Origin of the sequence: Pseudomonas sp. 8209 (assembly GCF_028682105.1) — a bacterium.
GTDB classification, from domain to species: domain Bacteria; phylum Pseudomonadota; class Gammaproteobacteria; order Pseudomonadales; family Pseudomonadaceae; genus Aquipseudomonas; species Aquipseudomonas palmensis.
In genome coordinates this window covers 139,010-157,039 of record NZ_JANIAH010000008.1, presented here as the reverse complement: position 1 = coordinate 157,039, position 18,030 = coordinate 139,010, and the positions used below count along the sequence as shown (strand labels likewise).

Here is an 18,030-nt window from a genome sequence, read left to right as displayed (position 1 = left end):
GCGAGGACGTGATGCGCCGCCGCGCCAGCTTCCTGCAGCGCATCCATGTCGACGGCCCGCTGCTGGTGCTGCTGCTGACCCTGGCCGCCGGCAGCCTTTTCGTGCTGTATTCGGCCAGCGGCAAGAACTGGGACATGCTGCTCAAGCAGGCGTCCTCGTTCGGCCTGGGCCTGGTGTCGATGTTCGTCATCGCCCAGCTGGAGCCACGCTTCATGGCGCGCTGGGTGCCACTGGCGTACGTCGGCGGGGTGATCCTGCTGGTGGTGGTGGACGTGATGGGCCACAACGCCATGGGCGCCACGCGCTGGATCAACATCCCCGGGGTGATCCGCTTCCAGCCGTCGGAGTTCATGAAGATCATCATGCCGGCGACCATCGCCTGGTACCTGGCCAAGCGCACCCTGCCGCCGCACCTCAAGCACGTGATGATCAGCCTGATCCTGATCGGTGTGCCGTTCATTCTCATCGTGCGCCAGCCCGACCTGGGCACCGCGTTGCTGATCCTGGCCTCGGGCGCGTTCGTGCTGTTCATGGGCGGGCTGCGCTGGCGCTGGATCCTCAGCGTGCTGGCGGCGGCAGTGCCGGTGGCGGTGGCGATGTGGTTCTTCGTCATGCACGACTACCAGAAGCAGCGCGTGCTGACCTTCCTCGACCCGGAAAGCGACCCGTTGGGCACCGGCTGGAACATCATCCAGTCCAAGGCGGCGATCGGCTCGGGTGGGGTATTCGGCAAGGGTTGGCTGCTCGGCACCCAGTCGCACCTGGACTTTCTGCCCGAGAGCCACACCGACTTCATCATCGCCGTGCTCGGCGAGGAATTCGGCCTGGTGGGCATCTGCGCGCTGCTGCTGATCTACCTGCTGCTGATCGGTCGCGGCCTGGTGATCACGGCCCAGGCGCAGACGCTGTACGGCAAGCTGCTGGCCGGCAGCCTGACCATGACCTTCTTCGTATACGTGTTCGTCAATATCGGTATGGTGAGCGGCCTGTTGCCCGTGGTGGGTGTGCCGCTGCCCTTCATCAGCTATGGCGGAACTTCGCTCGTGACGCTGCTGTCAGCGTTTGGGGTTTTGATGTCGATCCACACGCACCGCAAATGGATCGCGCAGGTTTGAATAAGGTGAACAATTCAATGCAAGCAATGCGTGGCTGGGTGGCTCGCTGTGCCCCCTGGGTCGGGCTGTTGGGGCTGCTGGCCCCAGGTCAGCAGGCGAGTGCCGCCGATTATGACGGCTCGCCCCAGGTGGCCGAGTTCGTCGGCGAGATGACCCGCGACTACGGTTTTGCCGGCGAGCAACTGATGGCGGTGTTTCGCGAGGCGCAGCGCAAGCAGTCGATCCTGGATGCGATCTCGCGCCCGGCCGAGCGGGTCAAGCCGTGGAAGGAATACCGGCCGATGTTCATCACCGACGCGCGCATCGCCCGCGGTGTGGACTTCTGGCGCCAGCACGAGGCCACCCTGGCGCGCGCCGAAAAGGAATACGGCGTGCCTGCCCAGGTGATCGTGGCGATCATCGGCGTGGAGACCTTCTTTGGCCGCAACACCGGCAATTACCGGGTGATCGACGCGCTGTCGACCCTGGGCTTCGATTACCCGCCGCGGGCCGAGTTCTTCCGCAAGGAGCTGCGCGAGTTCCTGCTGCTGGCCCGCGAAGAGCAGGTCGACCCGCTGACCCTCAAGGGCTCGTACGCCGGCGCCATGGGCCTGCCGCAGTTCATGCCCAGCAGCTTTCGCGCCTATGCCGTGGACTTCGACGGCGACGGCCACATCAATATCTGGACCAACCCGGACGATGCCATCGGCAGCGTGGCCAGCTACTTCAAGCGCCATGGCTGGGTGGCCGGCGAGGGCGTGGTCAGCCGCGCCCAGGTGCGTGGCGAACGTGTCGACGAGGGCCTGAGCCCGGGTATCGAGGCGGTCAAGACCGTCGCGCAGTTGCGGGCACTGGGCTGGTCGAGTCATGATGCGCTGCGCGATGATCTGCCGGTCACCGCCTTCCGGCTCGAAGGCGACAACGGCCCGGAATACTGGCTGGGCCTGAAGAATTTCTACGCGATCACTCGCTACAACCGCAGCGTGATGTACGCCATGGCGGTACATCAACTCTCGGATCAGCTGGTCCAGGCAAGGGGCGCCAGGTAATGCGCGTACTGTTTACTGACACATCTCTCAAACTGATCGGTTGCGCGGCCCTGGGTCTGTTGCTGGTCAGCTGCTCCTCCAGCCGCCCGACGCCGCAAGGTGGCAGCAACGTGGTTCGCGCCAAGCCGGGCCTGGACATCAACCGGGCCCACAAGGACGGCGCGCCGTGGTGGGACGTGGATGTCTCGAAGATCCCCGACGCCACCCCAACGGTGCACACCGGCAACTACAAGGCCAACCCCTACACGGTGCTGGGCAAGACCTACTTCCCGATCCAGGACTCGCGCAACTACCGCGCCGAGGGCACGGCGTCGTGGTACGGCACCAAGTTCCACGGGCAGAACACCGCCAATGGCGAGGTGTACGACCTGTACGGCATGAGTGCGGCGCACAAGACCCTGCCACTGCCGGCCTACGTCAAGGTGACCAACCTGGACAACCAGCGCAGCGTGATCCTGCGGGTCAACGACCGTGGTCCGTTCTATTCGGACCGCATCATCGACCTGTCCTACGCCGCGGCCAAGAAGCTCGGCTACGCCGAAACCGGTACCGCCCGGGTGCGCGTCGAGGGCATCGACCCGCAGCAATGGTGGGCCCAGCGTGGTCAGCAGGCGCCGATGGTGCTCAACCAGCCCCAGGTGGCCCAGACCCAGCCGCTGCCGGCCAGTACCGGCACCGTCGAGCAATGGACCCCGCCGCCGCAGCAGCACGCGGCGGCCGTGGTGCCGGTGCAGGTTGCCAACAACGGCAGCGGGCCGGCGAGCAATGGTCTTTACTTGCAGGTCGGCGCGTTCGCCAACCCGGATGCGGCCGAACTGCTGCGCTCCAAGCTCAGCGGCATGGTCAGCGCGCCGGTGTTCATCAGTTCCATCGTGCGCAACCAGCAGACCCTGCACCGCGTGCGCCTGGGGCCGATCAACAGCCAGGGCGAGGCCCAGCAGATGCAGGACAGCGTACGCCTGGCCAACCTGGGGCAACCCAAAGTCGTCACGGCAGACTGATCGGGGGGACTGATCGGTTTGTCATGCAGTCGGGCAGAGCAGCCATGTACAATGGCCGTTTTGCTCGCCAGGCCCAGCGCCTGGAATACGTTTTGCCCGCGAGGGCATGAGCCCAATAGCCATTTCGAGAGACGGATGAACATAACCAGCTTTGCCAAACGCCTTTGCCTGCTTGTACCGCTGATGATCGCTCCTGCCGCTTTCGCGGCAGAGCAGATGATGCCGTCGCCGCCGCAACTGGCAGCCAAGTCCTACGTGCTCATGGAAGCCTCCAGCGGCAACATCCTGGTCGAGAACAATGGCGACCAGCGCCTGCCTCCGGCGAGCCTGACCAAGCTGATGACCGCTTACATCGCCACCCTGGACATCCGTCGCGGGCAGATCGGCGAGAACGATCCGGTCACCGTCAGCGAAAACGCCTGGCGTACCGGCGGTTCGCGCATGTTCATCAAGGTCGGCACCCAGGTCAGCGTCAGCGACCTGCTGCACGGCATCATCATCCAGTCGGGCAACGACGCCAGCGTCGCCCTGGCCGAGCACATTGCCGGCAGTGAAGACGCCTTCGCCGACATGATGAACAAGACTGCCACCGACCTGGGCATGAGCAACAGCCACTTCATGAACCCCACCGGCCTGCCGAACCCCGAGCACTACTCCTCGGCGCACGACATGGCGGTGCTGGCACGGGCGATCATCCACGAGGATCCGGCGCACTACGCGATCTACTCGCAGAAGGAATTCTTCTGGAACAACATCAAGCAGCCCAACCGCAACCTGCTGCTGTGGCGCGACAAGACCGTCGACGGCCTGAAGACCGGCCACACCGACGAGGCGGGCTACTGCATGGTGTCCTCGGCAGTACGTGACGGCATGCGCCTGATCGCCGTGGTGTTCGGTACCAACAGCGAGCAATCGCGCGCTGCCGAAACCCAGAAGCTGCTGACCTACGGTTTCCGCTTCTTCGAGACCCAGACCTTCTACCAGAAGGGCACCGAACTGGCCCAGGCGCCGGTGTGGAAGGGCAAGACAGCCCAGGTCAAGGCAGGTCTTGCCGAAGACCTGAGCATGACTTTGCCTAAAGGCCAATTGAAGAAGCTGGCTGCAAGCATGACCATGAACCCGCAGCTGACCGCGCCCATCGCCAAAGGTGACGTGATCGGTAAAGTGGAAGTCAAACTGGATGACAATGTGGTACACAGCGCCGACCTGATCGCGCTGGACGACGTGGAGGAAGGTGGTTTCCTGCGTCGTGCGTGGGATAGCATTCGGCTATTCTTCTACGGGCTGTTCAACTGATATCGTGACCTGCCATGCCCCCGCACACTCACGCGGGGGCATTGTTGTTGCCACGGCTTACGAGGCCGTTACTGCCATGACCGAACCAGACGTCAAGTCGCACAAGATCGAATTCCCCTGCGCCGATTACCCGATCAAGATAATCGGCGACACCGTGGTCCATTTCAGGGACACGGTGATCGAGATTCTCAAGAAATACGCCGAGGTCGACCTCAAGACCCTGGCCGAGCGCCAGAGCAAGGAAGGCAAGTACACCACGGTGCAGCTGCACATCATTGCCACCAGTGAAGACCAGTTGCAGAACATCAACAGTGCCCTGCGCGCGACCGGAATCGTGAAAATGGTGCTCTGATGTCGGCCAGCCTCGGCTTTCGCGACCTCGGCCTGCTGCCTTACACGGCCGTGCTCGAGGCCATGCGTCGGTTCACCGACCAGCGTGGCCCGGGCACGGCCGATGAAGTGTGGCTGGTTGAACACCCGCCGGTGTTCACCCAGGGCCAGGCCGGCAAGGCCGAGCACTTGCTGCTGCCGGGAGATATTCCGGTGGTGCAGACCGACCGCGGTGGCCAGGTGACCTACCATGGACCGGGTCAGCTGGTGGCCTACCTGTTGCTCGATGTACGCCGCCTGGGCTTTGGCGTGCGTGACCTGGTCAGCCGCATGGAGCGCTGCCTGATCGAGCTGCTGGGCAGTTATGGCGTCGAGGCGGCGGCCAAGCTCGACGCGCCTGGCGTCTACGTCGACGGGGCGAAGATCGCCTCCCTCGGCTTGCGCATTCGCAATGGCTGTTCTTTCCATGGCCTTGCCTTGAACGTGGACATGGACCTTGCGCCATTCCGCCGGATTAACCCCTGCGGGTATGCGGGGCTGGCCATGACCCAGCTGCGCGATCAGGCAGGCCCGATCGAACTCACCGAGGTAAGGGCAAGGCTGCGCGGGCAGCTGGTCAAGCACCTCGACTATGCTGAGCAGACGACCCTTGCGGGCGGAATCGACTGAATATGAATACTGTTGTGCAAGAACCGCAGCAAACCCTTATTCCCACTCAGGACGTCAGCGCGCGCCCGGCCCCACGGCCCAAGGTCGAAGCTGGCGTCAAGCTGCGTGGCGCCGAAAAGGTTGCACGTATCCCGGTCAAGATCATCCCGACCGAGGAACTGCCGAAAAAACCTGACTGGATCCGCGTGCGCATCCCGGTGTCGCCGGAAGTCGACCGCATCAAGCAGTTGCTACGCAAGCACAAGCTGCACAGCGTGTGCGAAGAGGCTTCCTGCCCGAACCTGGGCGAGTGCTTCTCGGGCGGCACCGCCACCTTCATGATCATGGGTGACATCTGCACCCGTCGCTGCCCGTTCTGCGACGTCGGCCACGGCCGGCCCAAAGCGCTGGATGTCGACGAGCCGATGAACCTGGCCGTGGCCATCGCCGACCTGCGCCTGAAGTACGTGGTGATCACCTCGGTGGACCGCGACGACCTGCGTGACGGCGGTGCCCAGCACTTTGCCGACTGCCTGCGCGAGATCCGCAAGCTGTCGCCGGGCGTGCAGCTGGAAACCCTGGTGCCGGACTACCGCGGACGCATGGACGTGGCACTGGCGATCACGGCCCAAGAGCCGCCGGATGTGTTCAACCACAACCTGGAAACCGTGCCGCGCCTGTACAAGGCCGCGCGTCCGGGTTCGGACTACCAGTGGTCGCTGACCCTGCTGCAGAAGTTCAAGGAGCTGGTGCCGCACGTACCGACCAAGTCCGGCCTGATGCTGGGCCTGGGCGAGACCGACGAGGAAGTGATCGAGGTGATGCATCGCATGCGCGAGCACAACATCGACATGCTGACCCTGGGCCAGTACCTGCAGCCATCGCGCAGCCACTTGCCGGTGCAGCGTTTCGTGCACCCGGACACCTTCGCCTGGTTCGCCGAGGAAGGCTACAAGATGGGCTTCAAGAACGTCGCCTCGGGCCCGCTGGTGCGTTCGTCGTACCATGCCGACCAACAGGCGCACGAGGCCAAGATCAAGCTGTGACCGGCGTGTGACTGGCTGAAAAAAGGCCCCCGTACCAGCGATGGTACGGGGGCCTTTTTGTTGATGGCTCACTGGCTTCTTCGCCGGCAAGGCCGGCTCCTACAGGCTGTGGGAGCCGGCCCTGCCGTCGCGCTGTCAGCGCTTGCGCAGGCTTTCCAGCAGCTTGTGCGTCGGGTAGCCATCGGCCGGCCAGCCCTGCGCCTGCTGCGCACTGCGGATGGCCTTGCGCGTGTTGGCGCCGATGATCCCGTCTGCGGTACCCGCGTCATAATTGTTGGCGCTGAGCAGTTGCTGCAGCTCGATCCGCTCGCTGCGGCTCAGCGGCAGGTCATCCTTGGGCCACGACCCGCGAATGAAGCCCGAGTTGTCGAAGCGTTCCGCCAGCAGGCTTACGGCCAGCGCATAGGACGACGAGTTGTTGTACTTGAGGATCGCGCGGAAGTTGTCCAGCACCAGGAATGCCGGGCCACGGGCGCCCGCCGGCAGCAGCAGGGCGGCCGACAGCTGTTCGGTACCAGCCGGGGCACGGGCACCGGCTGGCAGGGTCACACCCAGTTGCTGCCACTCGGCCACGCTCTTGCGCAGGCTGCCATCGGCCAGCCAGTAGTCGAAGCTGCCTGGCACCTGGACTTCGAAGCCCCAGGGCTCGCCACGTTTCCAGCCGGAGCTTTGCAGGTAGTGCGCGGTGGAGGCCAGCGCATCGGCCGAGCTCTTCCAGATGTCGCGGCGACCGTCGCCGTCGAAGTCCACGGCGTGGGTGTTGTAGGTGGTCGGGATGAACTGGGTCTGGCCCATTGCGCCGGCCCACGAACCCAGCATGGCCTCGGGCTGGATATCGCCGTTCTGCAGGATCTGCAGGGCCGCGATCAGCTGCGCCTGGGCAAATGCCGGGCGGCGTCCTTCATAGGCCAGGGTGGCCAGGGAGCGGATCACCGACTTGCTGCCCTGGAACTGGCCGAAGTTGCTCTCCATGCCCCATACCGACACCAGTACGCTGCGGTCCACGCCATAGCGTTGCTCCAGCTGGCTGAGCAGAACGGCATGCTGGTCGAGCAGCTTCTTGCCGTTGCGAACGCGCAGGGGCGACAGCGCGCCCTCGAGGTATTCCCACACCGGCCGGGTGAATTCGGGTTGGCTGCGGTCGGCCTTGATCACGTCCATGTCGGGGGTGATGCCGATGAACGCGCGGTCGAAGGTGGCCGGGGTGATGCCGGCCTGCAGGGCCTGCTGACGAAAGCCGGCTTGCCATTGGGCAAAGGTCTGCAGGGGCTGGATTTCCGGGCTGGCGTCGGTGTTCGGGGTGGGCAGGGTGACCACCGGGGCAGGTTGCGCGGGAGCCAGGGGCAGGGTGTCGGCGACGGTAGGTTGCTCGGCACAGGCGACGAGCAGGATAAGGCTGGAAGCTGCGGTCAGCTGGCGAAGTTGCCGGCGACGGGAGGGGCATAAGGGCATGCATGGGGCCAGGTATTTCAGGTCAGGTGACGACCATATCATGCCTGTGGGTTTCTTGCTTTCATGCGGCCAAAAAGTGAGAAGCCTCCCAATCTCTCGATTGGAAGGCTTCGCGGCGGTAGCTGCCTTTGCCTTTGCCGGCGGGTTCCTGACGGCTGCGGAACAAGGGCTGGGCGATGATCGATTTGGCCTTGTTGGGCCGGTGCTTTGCGGGCTTTTTGCTCAAGGCAGAGGTCCTGCTCAGATGGGTGTGGGCGCAATATAGGCGCTGAACCCCTCGCAGGCAAGGGCAGAGCCGGCATTGCCGGCGATGGGCTGCGCAGCGGCCCCCAGAAGCTTCGCCGGTGCTGACCGTCAGGGGGGTTACTCGGCAGGCAATGCCAGCCGCTGACCCGCCATCAACAGCGACAGCCGCGACAGGCTCACCCAGGGCGAGCCCTGGGCCTGGCCCTTTATCTGCGCATCGATGCGCTGGGCATCCTGCAGCAGCTGCGCCCAGCGTTGCGCCGAGTAACGCTGCAGGGCCTTGCTCATCAAGGGCTTGCGCTTGTCCCACACTGGCGGGCGAGCCTGGCTGAACGCCTTGTCCAGCGGCACGCCCTGGGCGAACTGCTGGGCCAGGCCGGCCAGTACACGCAGCTCGCGCGCCAGTGCCCAGAGGATCACCGGTGGCTCGACCCCTTCGCCGCGCAGCCCCTCGAGCATGCGCAGCGCATGCGCGGCCTCGCCGTTGAGGATCGCATCGACCAGGCCAAACACGTCGAAACGTGCACTGTCGGCCACTGCTGCCTGCACGGTTTCCACCGTGATCGTGTTGCCGTCGGCCAGCAGCTTGAGCTTTTCGATCTCCTGCGCTGCGGCCAGCAGGTTGCCTTCGACCCGTGCGGCGATCAGCTCCACCGCATCACGCTGGGCCGAGAGCCCGGCCTGGGCCAGGCGCTGGTTGATCCATTGCGGCAGCTGCTGGGTGTCGACCGGCCAGATCTGCACGAACTGCACCTGCTGGCCTTCGATCAGGGCCTTGCCCCACTTGGTCTTCTGCGCGCTGCCATCAAGCTTGGGCAGGCTGACCAGCAGCAGGGTGTCGTCGGCCGGGCGCGCACAGTATTCGATCAGTGCCGCCGCGCCCTTGTCGCCGGGCTTGCCCGATGGCAGGCGCAGCTCCAGCACACGCTTTTGCGCGAACAGCGACAGGCTGGCACCGGCCTGCAGCAGGGTGCCCCAGTCGAAGTTGGCGTCGGCGCTGAACACCTGGCGTTCGTCGAACCCTTGCTGGCGAGCCGCCAGGCGCACCGCATCGGCGGCTTCCTGGCACAGCAACGGGTCGTCGCCACTGATCACGTAGACCGGTGCGAGGTTGCCTTGCAGGTGTTTGGGCAGTTGGGCAGGTGTGAGCTTCATAGGACAGATAGACGGGGCGCCGAAGCGCCCCGTTCAGGCTCAGTTGGCCGGCAGTTCCAGCGGCGATTGCTGGGGGGTTGCATCCTGGGCACGGCGTGCAGCTTCAAGCGCCTGGGCTTCGGCCTTGGCCCGCTCATCGGCCTGCTGTTGCAGGCTGTCGAGCTGCTCGGGGGTCAGTTGCTGCAGGCGCAGCACCATGCGCTGCACCAGCTCGCGACGAATCTCGTCACGGATCTGGCCGGCTTCCTGATCGGAACCGGTCAGGTTGTTGCTGTCGTGCACGTAGACCTTCTGCACTTCGATCTTGTCGTTCAGCAGGCTCAGGTTGTCCAGGCCCTTGATCTCGTAGCTAAGCTCGGTGGTCAGCTCGTACTCCACCGAACGGCCGGCGCCGGCATAGCTGGCCGCGCGCTGGTTTTCCTGTTCGTTGGTCAGGATCAGCTTGTACGGCGCACCTGTGTGCACGTTGACGCCGCTGGTTTGCAGTACCTGGCGCAGCTGGGTCACGGTTTCGCCATAGGCATTGCGCGCGCTCAGGTCGATTTCCTTGAGGCTCAGCTCGGTGACACCGGTGCCACGCAGCTGGAAACCGCAGGCGCTGAGCAGGACCGCCAGGCCCATCACCAGCAGATTGCGTTTGATCATCTTGTTGCTCCCTTGAACCTTGTAGGCGGTGCGGGCGCCATCAAGGCGCCCGTTGCTCTCAGTTGGCGACGATATTGACCAGCTTGCCAGGTACCACGATGACCTTGCGGATGCTCAGGCCTTCGGTGAAACGCAGCACGTTCTCGTTGCTGCGCGCGGCGGCCTCGATTTCTTCACGGCTGGCGCCGGCCGGCATTTCGATGTGCCCGCGCAGTTTGCCGTTGACCTGGATGACCAGTTCGAGGGTGTCCTGCACCAGCGCGCTTTCGTCGACCGCCGGCCAGCCGGCATCGATGATGGCCTGGGTGTGGCCCAGGCGCTGCCACAGCTCGTGGCTGATGTGCGGGGTGATCGGCGCCAGTATCAGGGCCACGGTCTCCAGGCCTTCCTGGATCAGTGCACGGTCCAGGTCGGTGGCTTGCGAGGCCTTTTCCAGCACGTTCATCAGGGTCATCACCTGGGCGATGGCGGTGTTGAACTTGTTGTGCTGGCCCACGTCGATGCTGGCCTGGCGGATCGCCGAATGGGTGGCACGGCGTACCAGCTTCTGTGCGTCGTTCAGGTTGCCCAGCTCCAGCTTGCCCGGCAGACCCTGGCCAACGTGGGCCTGGGCCAGGCGCCAGACGCGGCGCAGGAAGCGGTTGGCACCCTCGACGCCGGAGTCTGACCATTCCAGGCTCATGTCGGGCGGCGAAGCGAACATCATGAACAGGCGGCAGGTGTCGGCACCGTAGGCTTCGATCATCGATTGCGGGTCGACGCCGTTGTTCTTGGACTTGGACATCTTTTCGGTGCCACCGATGATCACCGGCAGGCCGTCGGTCTTCAGGCGTGCACTGATGGCCTTGCCCTTGGCATCCAGCTCGACTTCGACGTCGGCCGGGTTGAACCAGTCCTGGCCGCCGTTGCTGGCGACACGGTAGTAGGTGTCGGCCACGACCATGCCCTGGGTCAGCAGGTTCTTGAACGGCTCGTTGGAGGTGACCAGCCCTTCGTCGCGCATCAGCTTGTGGAAGAAGCGCGCGTACAGCAGGTGCAGGATCGCGTGCTCGATACCGCCGATGTATTGATCGACCGGCAGCCAGTGGTTGGCCGCCTTAGGGTCGACCAGGCCCTGGTCGTAGTTGGGCGAGGCATAACGGGCGAAGTACCAGGACGACTCGACGAAGGTGTCCATGGTGTCGGTTTCGCGCTTGGCCGGCTGGCCGCATTTCGGGCAGCTGCATTCGTAGAATTCAGGCAGGCGCGCCAGCGGCGAGCCGGCGCCGTCCGGAACCACGTTCTCCGGCAGGATGACCGGCAGTTGGTCTTCCGGCACCGGTACGTCGCCACAGGCGTCGCAATGGATGATCGGGATCGGGCAGCCCCAGTAGCGCTGGCGGCTGATGCCCCAGTCGCGCAGGCGGAACTGGGTGCGGGATTGTCCCAGGCCCTTGGTGATCAGGGCGGCTTCGATGGCATCGAAGGCGCCGGGGAAGTCCAGGCCGTCGAACGCGCCGGAGTTGATCAGCTGGCCGTGCTCGTTGTAGGCGGCCTGCCATTCGCTGCCCACTTGATCGCCGGCACTGGTGCGCACCACGGTCTTGATCGGCAGCTTGTACTTGGTGGCGAACTCGAAGTCGCGTTCGTCGTGGGCCGGTACGGCCATGACTGCGCCGTCGCCGTAGTGCATCAGCACGTAGTTGGCGACCCACACCGGGAGCTTCTCGCCGGTCAGCGGGTGCTCGACCAGCAGCGAAGTGGCCAGGCCCTTCTTCTCCTGGGTGGCGACGTCGGCTTCGGCAACGCTGCCGCTCTTGCACTCGTCGATGAACGCCTGCAGCTCAGGGTTGCCCTTGGCTGCGAGGGTCGCCAGCGGGTGCTCTGCGGCCACTGCCACGTAGGTGGCGCCCATCAGGGTGTCGGGGCGGGTGGTGAAGACTTTCAGCGTGCCCGCTTCGCCGATGCTGGCCTGGTCGTAGGGGAACTGCACTTCCATGCCGCGCGACTTGCCGATCCAGTTGCGCTGCATGGTCTTGACCTGCTCAGGCCAGCCCGGCAGCTCGTCGAGGCTTTCCAGCAGCTCGTCGGCGTAGGCGGTGATCTTGAAGTAGTACATCGGGATTTCGCGCTTTTCGATCAGCGCGCCGGAACGCCAGCCACGGCCGTCGATGACCTGCTCGTTGGCCAGTACGGTCTGGTCGGCCGGGTCCCAGTTCACGGTGCCGTTCTTGCGGTAGATCACGCCCTTTTCGAACAGGCGGGTGAACAGCCACTGCTCCCAGCGGTAGTAGTCCGGCTTGCAGGTGGTGATCTCGCGGGTCCAGTCGATCGCCAGGCCCAGGCTCTTGAGCTGGGTCTTCATGTAATCGATGTTTTCGTAGGTCCACTTGGCCGGTGCCACGTTGTTCTTCATCGCGGCGTTTTCCGCCGGCATGCCGAAGGCGTCCCAGCCCATTGGCTGCAGGACGTTCTTGCCGAGCATGCGCTGGTAGCGCGCGATCACGTCGCCGATGGTGTAGTTGCGCACGTGCCCCATGTGTAGCTTGCCGCTTGGGTAAGGGAACATCGACAGGCAGTAGTAGGTGTCCTTGCCTGGCTGTTCACTGACGTCAAAAGAGTGGTGCTCGTTCCAGTAAGACTGGGCGGCGGCTTCGATTTCGCGGGGCTGATAGAGTTCGTGCATGGCTACTTTGCGCTGAGAAATGGGAGACCTTATCCAGGCTGGTTCAAAACCGTTGTGCCCGGCAATCCGGTGTCAAGAGTGAACGCCGTAGCATACATGACCCCCGTCCATCGTGGGAAACCCTGATTGCACCGGATCGGCCGGCGTTCCGTTGGTCGCGGCAACGGGCTGGTTTTGGGAGTGCCGCTAAGCTGACGTGTGGGGGGAGATGAATCTTATCTTCAATGAGGTGAACGGATGGGAGAGTCGCAGCTGGAACCACTGAAGCCGGAGATTTACGAGCGGTTGCTCGATCGCCTGGGGCTTGCCCTGGATGTCGCCCGTACGGCCGCTCGATTGCGTGATGAAATGCCTGCCGAACTGGAACTGCGTGGCCTGAGCCGCGCCGAATTCGACGTGATCAGGGCCTATCTGGCGTCGTTGCCGGAGGGGGCGCCGGGTCGTGCCGAAGCGATGCAGCAAGCGCAGCCGCCGTCCAGGGCCAAGGTCGTCTGGCTCAAGCAGGCGGCGCGTTCCACCCACACGGCAAAGCCCGGAAAGCTGCACTGCAAATAGATAGGCAGTTGCCGGGCACAATCAGGCGCAGGCGGAGTGCGCCACTGGCACCATGATTCCCATTGATCGGCGCCTGGCGGCATTGTTGCCAGGCGCCGTTTGTCTGTAGCCTTGGGCATCCATGGAGGTGCCTGATGCCATTTCGCTATTTCATCAAACAACTGATTCTGCCGCCCGGCGTGCTGCTGTTGCTGCTGCTGGCAGCGTGGTGGCTGCGCCGGTCCTGGCCGCGTACCTCGCTGTTGTGTTTCATCGCCGGCCTGGGCGGGCTGTGGCTGATGAGCCTGCCGGTGGTGGTGGAGTTCGCGGCGCGCCAGCTGGAGCGTGTGCCGCCGCTTGCGCCGCAGCAGTGGCAGGCGCTGGCCGGGCAGGCCGACGCGATCGTGGTGCTGGGCGCCGGGCGCGAGCGCGGTGACCCGGCCTGGGGTGGGGCCGACCAGCCCACCGGCGTGGCACTGGAGCGTATGCGCTACGCGGCGCAACTGGCCAAGGCCAGCGGCCTGCCGCTGTTGACCAGCGGTGGGCTGCACTACGGTACGCCGCCGAGCGAGGCGCGATTGATGGCCGATTCGTTGCAGCGCGATTTCGACGTGCCGGTACGCTGGCTCGAAGAGCAGAGCCGTACCACCTGGGAGAACGCCCAGATGAGCGCCGCGCTGCTGTTGCCGCAGGGGGTGAAGCGTGTGGTGGTGGTCACCCAGGCCTGGCACATGCCGCGTGCGGTGTGGAGTTTCGAACAGGCGGGGTTCGACGTGGTGGCGGCGCCGGTTGGCTATCTGGGGCATGCCTATGCACGCCCGTTCGGCGGCTGGATGCCCGAGAGCCGGGCCATGTGGCAGAGCGGCCAACTGCTCAACGAAGCAGTCGGCCTGCTGGGTTATCGCCTGTTCTACTAGACCGTCTTGGCAATGCGGCTGGCCAGCAGGGCCCAGCCGAACAGGCCCAGGCACAGGAGGGTCAGCGGCCAGGAGCGCCAGTGCAGGTAGGGCGTGAGTTTCTGCATCGGCACCACTTCACCGTAGAGGATGCCGCGTTCGAACTGCGGAATCTGCGCGGTGATCTTGCCGAACGGGTCGATCAGGCCGGTGACACCGTTGTTGGTGGCGCGGATCATCCAGCGCCCGGCTTCCAGGGCGCGCATCTGCGCCATCTGCAGGTGCTGGATGGGGCCGATCGACTTGCCGAACCAGGTGTCGTTGCTGATGGTCAGCAGGATGTCGCTCTTGGCGGCAAGGCTGGCGGCCAGTTCCGGGTAGACCACTTCGTAGCAGATCATCGGCGCCAGGTGGTAGCCCTTGGCCTGCAGCATGGCCTGGTCTTCGGGGCCGCGGGCGAAGTCCGACATCGGCAGGTCGAAGAAGGCGATCAGGCCACGCAGCATGTCCTGCAGGGGCACGTACTCGCCAAAGGGCACCAGCTTCTGCTTGAGGTAGGTGCCGTCACCCTCGCCGACCACGGTGATGCCGTTGTAGTAGCGCCGCTGCTGGTGCACCACCTCACGTACCGGCACACCCGTGATCAGCGCCGAATGCCGGTCAGTGGCGAAGCTGCCCATCATGTCCAGGTAGCCCTGGGCCTGCTCCTTGAGCACCGGCACTGCGGTTTCGGGCCACACGATCAGGTCCACGGGCCGGGAACTGAAGCTCATGTCGCGGTACAGCGCCAGTTGCCGGTTGAGCTGCTCGGGGTCCCACTTCAGTTCCTGCTCGATGTTGCCCTGGATTGCCGCGACCTGCAGCGGCTCGCCCGAAGGCACGGTCCAGGCATGGCCCTTGAGCGCCAGGCCGATGATCCACGGGGCGAACAGCAGCAGTGCGCCGATGGCCATGAAGCCCTTGCGCTCGCGCAGGCGATGCAGGTTGCACAGCAGGGCGGCGGTCAGGGCCAGGGTGAAGGACACCAGCCACATGCCGCCCAGCGGGGCCAGGCCCGCCAGCGGACCGTCCAGCTGACTGTAGCCGGCATAGAGCCACGGGAAACCGGTGAGAAACCAGCCGCGGAACGCCTCCTGGCCCACCCACAGGGCGGCAAAGCACAGGGCGTCGGCCAGCGGTGCTTCAGGGCGGCGCAGCCAGCGCGCCCACAGCCAGGCCGGCAGGGCGAAAAACCACGCGATGGCGGCGAAGAACAGCAGCATCAGGCCGCCGGCCAGCTGCGCCGAGGCGCCGCCGTAGTCGTGGATGCTGACGTAGATCCACCAGGTGCCGGCACCGAACAGGCCGAAGCCGTAGCACCAGCCGCGCCACAGCGCCTGGCGCGGGCTCAGCTCGCGCAGGCCGAGGTAGAACAGCGCCAGCGACAGCAGCGACAGCGACCAGATATCGAACGGGGCCAGGCTCAGCGGGGTGAGGGCGCCGGCCGCCACGGCCAGCAGGTTACCGGGCCAGCCGGGGCGGGTGATCCAGCGCATGGTTGTCCTTAACGGGTGATGGGGGTCAGGCGCAGCAGGTGAATCCGGCGGCTGTCGGCATTGAGGATGCGAAAGCGGTACGGGCCGATCTCGGTGGTTTCGTTGCGCTTGGGCAGGTGGCCGAAGGCGCTCATGACCAGGCCGCCGACGGTGTCGAACTCGTCGTCGGAGAACTCGCTGTCGAAGAACGCATTGAAGTTCTCGATCGGCGTCAGGGCCTTGATCAGGAAGTCGCCGCTGGGCAGCGGCTTGATGTAGCTGTCTTCCTCGACGTCATGCTCGTCCTCGATGTCGCCGACGATCTGCTCCAGCACGTCCTCGATGGTCACCAGGCCCGCCACGCCGCCGTATTCGTCGATGACGATGGCCATGTGGTTGTGGTTGGCGCGAAACTCGCGCAGCAGCACGTTCAGGCGCTTGGACTCGGGCACGAAGGTGGCCGGGCGCAGCAGGTCCTTGATGTTGAAGCTGTCGCCGTTCTCCTTGAGGATCAGCGGCAACAGGTCCTTGGCCAGCAATACGCCAAGCACGTCGTCGTGGCTCTCGCCGACCACCGGGTAGCGCGAATGCGCAGCGTCGATCACTGCCGGCAGGAACTCGCGCGGGGTCTGCGACGCCTTGATGCTGATCATCTGCGAGCGCGGCACCATGATGTCGCGCACCTGCAGGTCGGCGACCTGGATCGCACCTTCGACGATGGTCAGGGCCTCGCTGTCGAGCAGCTTGTTCTGGTGCGCTTCGCGCAGCAGCTCGAGGAGCTCCTGGCGGTTTTTCGGCTCATGGGCAAAAGCCTGGGTCAGTTTGCCCAGCCAGGACTTTTGCCCGTTGCTCGATCGATCTTCGCTCATGGCGGTTACTCGTGATCCTTGCAGATATCAGTGTGGGGTGCGTCGTGTTCGTCGTCGGCGTACGGGTCGGGGTGACCCAGTTCGGCAAGCAACGTTCGTTCCAGTGCTTCCATTTCCTCGGCCTCATCGTCGTCGATGTGGTCGTAGCCCAGCAGGTGCAGGCAACCGTGGATGACCAGGTGGGCCCAGTGGGCTTCGAGGGCTTTGCCCTGCTCGGCGGCCTCGCGCTCCACCACCGCCACGCAGATCACCAGGTCGCCCAGCAGCGGGATGTCGAGCAGGTCGTCGGGCACATCGGCCGGGAAGGACAGCACGTTGGTGGCGTAGTCCTTGTGCCGCCAGGTGTGGTTCAGCTCGCGACCTTCGGCTTCGTCGACCAGGCGGATGGTCAGTTCAGAATCGGCACTGCGCTGGCGCAGGGCCAGGGCGCACCATTGGCGGAACTGTTCTTCACTCGGGGCGCTTGCCTGGGTGGCCAGTTGCAGATCGAGCTCAAGCATCGTGCGGTTTGCCTTCGGTCGGGCCCGCCTGTGCATTCTCGAAGCGCTCGTAGGCTTCGACGATGCGCTGGACCAACGGGTGGCGCACGACGTCCTTGGGCTGGAAATGGGTGAAGCTGATGCCCGGCACGTCCTTGAGCACGCTGATGACGTGGGCCAGGCCCGACTTGGTGCCGCGCGGCAGGTCGACCTGGGTGATGTCACCGGTGATCACGGCAGTGGAACCGAAGCCGATACGGGTGAGGAACATCTTCATCTGCTCGACGGTGGTGTTCTGGCTCTCGTCGAGGATGATGAAACTGTTGTTCAGGGTGCGGCCGCGCATGTAGGCCAGCGGGGCGATCTCGATCACCTGGCGTTCGATCAGCTTGGCCACGTGTTCGAAGCCGAGCATCTCGTACAGGGCGTCGTACAGCGGGCGCAGGTACGGGTCGATCTTCTGGGCCAGGTCGCCGGGCAGGAAGCCGAGCTTCTCACCGGCCTCGACTGCCGGGCGTACCAGCAAGATGCGACGTACCTGTTCACGCTCCAGCGCGTCGACCGCGCAGGCCACGGCCAGGTAGGTCTTGCCGGTACCGGCAGGGCCGATACCGAAGTTGATGTCGTTGCCGAGGATTTCCTTCACGTAGCGCTGCTGGTTGAGCCCGCGTGGGCGAATCATGCCCTTGCGCGTGCGCAGCGAAACGCTGACTTCGTTGACTGCCGGGTTCTCCAGCGCTTCAACGGCCGATTCCTGCAGGAACAGGTGGACCATTTCCGGGGACAGCTCGGTGGCCTTGGTCTCGCGGTAGAGACGGCGCAGCAGCTGCTCGGCAGAGGAGGTCAGTTTGGGTTCGCCGATCAGTTCGAACTGATTGCCGCGGTTGCGGATCTCGATGGCCAGGCGCTGTTCGATCAGGCGCAGGTGCTCGTCGAACTGCCCGCACAGGTTGGCGAAGCGATGAGCCTCGAAGGGCTCGAGGATGAAGCGATGAGGTTCTATGGGTGCGTTCAAGGTCGTTTTTAGCCGCCCTACGGCAATTTGGATGAATTCAAGGATAACCCCACCCGCGCTACGGTGAAAGCGCTGAAACGATCAAGGGTCGCCGGG

The 18,030-nt window shown here is 64.7% G+C and carries 18 protein-coding genes; 9 read left to right on the top strand and 9 right to left on the bottom strand.

The window, feature by feature from the left end:
• Positions 1 to 11: 11 nt before the first annotated feature.
• From rodA to lipA, 7 genes are all read left to right on the top strand, one after another.
• Entirely contained in the window at positions 12 to 1,115 is a 1,104-nt protein-coding gene (rodA, locus tag NP552_RS18665; RefSeq protein WP_043863944.1) for a rod shape-determining protein RodA, read from the top strand.
• 17 nt (positions 1,116 to 1,132) lie between these two features.
• Positions 1,133 to 2,143 (top strand): lytic murein transglycosylase B, encoded by a 1,011-nt coding sequence (gene mltB, locus NP552_RS18660; protein WP_043863903.1) that lies wholly within the window; start codon positions 1,133 to 1,135, stop codon positions 2,141 to 2,143.
• On the top strand, positions 2,143 to 3,144 hold the full coding sequence (locus NP552_RS18655) for a septal ring lytic transglycosylase RlpA family protein (RefSeq protein ID WP_043863902.1): 1,002 nt from the start codon (positions 2,143 to 2,145) through the stop codon (positions 3,142 to 3,144). The genes mltB and NP552_RS18655 overlap by 1 nt, the downstream gene beginning before the upstream one ends.
• A 135-nt stretch (positions 3,145 to 3,279) precedes the next feature.
• Positions 3,280 to 4,440, top strand: a complete 1,161-nt coding sequence (locus tag NP552_RS18650; RefSeq protein ID WP_043863901.1) for a D-alanyl-D-alanine carboxypeptidase family protein — start codon at positions 3,280 to 3,282, stop codon at positions 4,438 to 4,440.
• 76 nt (positions 4,441 to 4,516) lie between these two features.
• Entirely contained in the window at positions 4,517 to 4,792 is a 276-nt protein-coding gene (locus NP552_RS18645) for a DUF493 domain-containing protein (protein WP_043863900.1), read from the top strand.
• The gene (lipB, locus tag NP552_RS18640) at positions 4,792 to 5,439 is read left to right on the top strand and encodes a lipoyl(octanoyl) transferase LipB (protein ID WP_274097027.1); all 648 of its coding nucleotides are present in this window, start codon (positions 4,792 to 4,794) and stop codon (positions 5,437 to 5,439) included. Before NP552_RS18645 ends, lipB begins: the two co-directional genes overlap by 1 nt.
• A 2-nt stretch (positions 5,440 to 5,441) precedes the next feature.
• Positions 5,442 to 6,464 carry a lipoyl synthase gene (gene lipA, locus NP552_RS18635; protein ID WP_043863898.1) on the top strand — a complete coding sequence of 341 codons (1,023 nt, stop codon included), beginning with the start codon at positions 5,442 to 5,444 and terminating at the stop codon, positions 6,462 to 6,464.
• A gap of 135 nt (positions 6,465 to 6,599) precedes the next feature.
• Here the strand turns inward: lipA and NP552_RS18630 are convergent, their stop codons facing one another.
• The 5 genes from NP552_RS18630 to leuS form a co-directional block, all read right to left on the bottom strand.
• Positions 6,600 to 7,916 (bottom strand): lytic murein transglycosylase, encoded by a 1,317-nt coding sequence (locus NP552_RS18630; RefSeq protein WP_043863897.1) that lies wholly within the window; start codon positions 7,914 to 7,916, stop codon positions 6,600 to 6,602.
• 61 nt (positions 7,917 to 7,977) lie between these two features.
• Positions 7,978 to 8,142, bottom strand: a complete 165-nt coding sequence (gene arfA / locus NP552_RS18625) for an alternative ribosome rescue factor ArfA (protein ID WP_054916343.1) — start codon at positions 8,140 to 8,142, stop codon at positions 7,978 to 7,980.
• Between the two features lie 137 nt (positions 8,143 to 8,279).
• Positions 8,280 to 9,317, bottom strand: a complete 1,038-nt coding sequence (holA, locus tag NP552_RS18620; RefSeq protein ID WP_058540594.1) for a DNA polymerase III subunit delta — start codon at positions 9,315 to 9,317, stop codon at positions 8,280 to 8,282.
• Positions 9,318 to 9,356: 39 nt separating this feature from the next.
• Complete coding sequence (locus NP552_RS18615; protein ID WP_054916345.1) at positions 9,357 to 9,962, bottom strand: LPS-assembly lipoprotein LptE; 606 nt, start codon at positions 9,960 to 9,962, stop codon at positions 9,357 to 9,359.
• 58 nt (positions 9,963 to 10,020) lie between these two features.
• Positions 10,021 to 12,627 (bottom strand): leucine--tRNA ligase, encoded by a 2,607-nt coding sequence (gene leuS / locus NP552_RS18610; RefSeq protein ID WP_054916346.1) that lies wholly within the window; start codon positions 12,625 to 12,627, stop codon positions 10,021 to 10,023.
• A 237-nt stretch (positions 12,628 to 12,864) separates the two neighbouring features.
• Here leuS and NP552_RS18605 point away from each other — a divergent pair, with 237 nt between their 5' ends.
• Both NP552_RS18605 and NP552_RS18600 read left to right on the top strand, forming a co-directional pair.
• Positions 12,865 to 13,182 (top strand): hypothetical protein, encoded by a 318-nt coding sequence (locus tag NP552_RS18605; protein WP_043863893.1) that lies wholly within the window; start codon positions 12,865 to 12,867, stop codon positions 13,180 to 13,182.
• 134 nt (positions 13,183 to 13,316) lie between these two features.
• On the top strand, positions 13,317 to 14,078 hold the full coding sequence (locus NP552_RS18600; RefSeq protein WP_058540592.1) for a YdcF family protein: 762 nt from the start codon (positions 13,317 to 13,319) through the stop codon (positions 14,076 to 14,078).
• Here NP552_RS18600 and lnt read toward each other — a convergent pair.
• Genes lnt through NP552_RS18580 form a run of 4 tightly spaced genes read right to left on the bottom strand, consistent with a single transcriptional unit; the run spans position 14,075 to position 17,934 of the window.
• Positions 14,075 to 15,592 carry an apolipoprotein N-acyltransferase gene (gene lnt, locus NP552_RS18595; protein ID WP_274097026.1) on the bottom strand — a complete coding sequence of 506 codons (1,518 nt, stop codon included), beginning with the start codon at positions 15,590 to 15,592 and terminating at the stop codon, positions 14,075 to 14,077. The two genes, NP552_RS18600 and lnt, sit on opposite strands and share 4 nt — an antisense overlap.
• 8 nt (positions 15,593 to 15,600) lie before the next feature.
• Positions 15,601 to 16,440 (bottom strand): HlyC/CorC family transporter, encoded by an 840-nt coding sequence (locus NP552_RS18590; RefSeq protein ID WP_043863890.1) that lies wholly within the window; start codon positions 16,438 to 16,440, stop codon positions 15,601 to 15,603.
• Positions 16,441 to 16,445: 5 nt separating this feature from the next.
• On the bottom strand, positions 16,446 to 16,940 hold the full coding sequence (gene ybeY / locus NP552_RS18585) for an rRNA maturation RNase YbeY (RefSeq protein WP_043863889.1): 495 nt from the start codon (positions 16,938 to 16,940) through the stop codon (positions 16,446 to 16,448).
• Positions 16,933 to 17,934, bottom strand: a complete 1,002-nt coding sequence (locus tag NP552_RS18580; RefSeq protein WP_043863888.1) for a PhoH family protein — start codon at positions 17,932 to 17,934, stop codon at positions 16,933 to 16,935. Before NP552_RS18580 ends, ybeY begins: the two co-directional genes overlap by 8 nt.
• Between the last annotated feature and the right edge of the window lie 96 nt (positions 17,935 to 18,030).